The organism is Corynebacterium sp. HMSC055A01, from assembly GCF_001809405.1.
Classification (GTDB): domain Bacteria; phylum Actinomycetota; class Actinomycetes; order Mycobacteriales; family Mycobacteriaceae; genus Corynebacterium; species Corynebacterium hesseae.
Genome location: NZ_KV797552.1, coordinates 1 through 338, shown reverse-complemented (window position 1 = coordinate 338; position 338 = coordinate 1). Strand labels below are relative to the sequence as shown.

General features: G+C 52.7%; 1 rRNA gene. It reads right to left on the bottom strand.

Annotated elements, in window-relative coordinates:
• Positions 1 to 338, bottom strand: a 23S ribosomal RNA gene (locus tag HMPREF2604_RS02995); the annotation flags it as partial.

The window sequence follows — 338 nt, the reverse complement described above, 5'->3', positions numbered from 1 at the left end:
AAGTCGTGTGGTCCCCCTTCTCCCGAAGTTACGGGGGCATTTTGCCGAGTTCCTTAACCACAGTTCACCCGAACGCCTTAGTATTTTCAACCTGACCACCTGTGTCGGTTTAGGGTACGGGCCATACATCCACATCGCTAGAGGCTTTTCTCGACAGTACTAGATCACCAACTTCACCCACACTCGGGCTACGCATCACGCCTCAGGTTAAACGGTGTGCGGATTTGCCTACACACCACCTCACACGCTTACACCAACAATCCACTAAGCGGCATGGCTACTACACTGTGTCACCCCATCACTTGAACCACACATCAGGCCCCACGACATCAACAAAC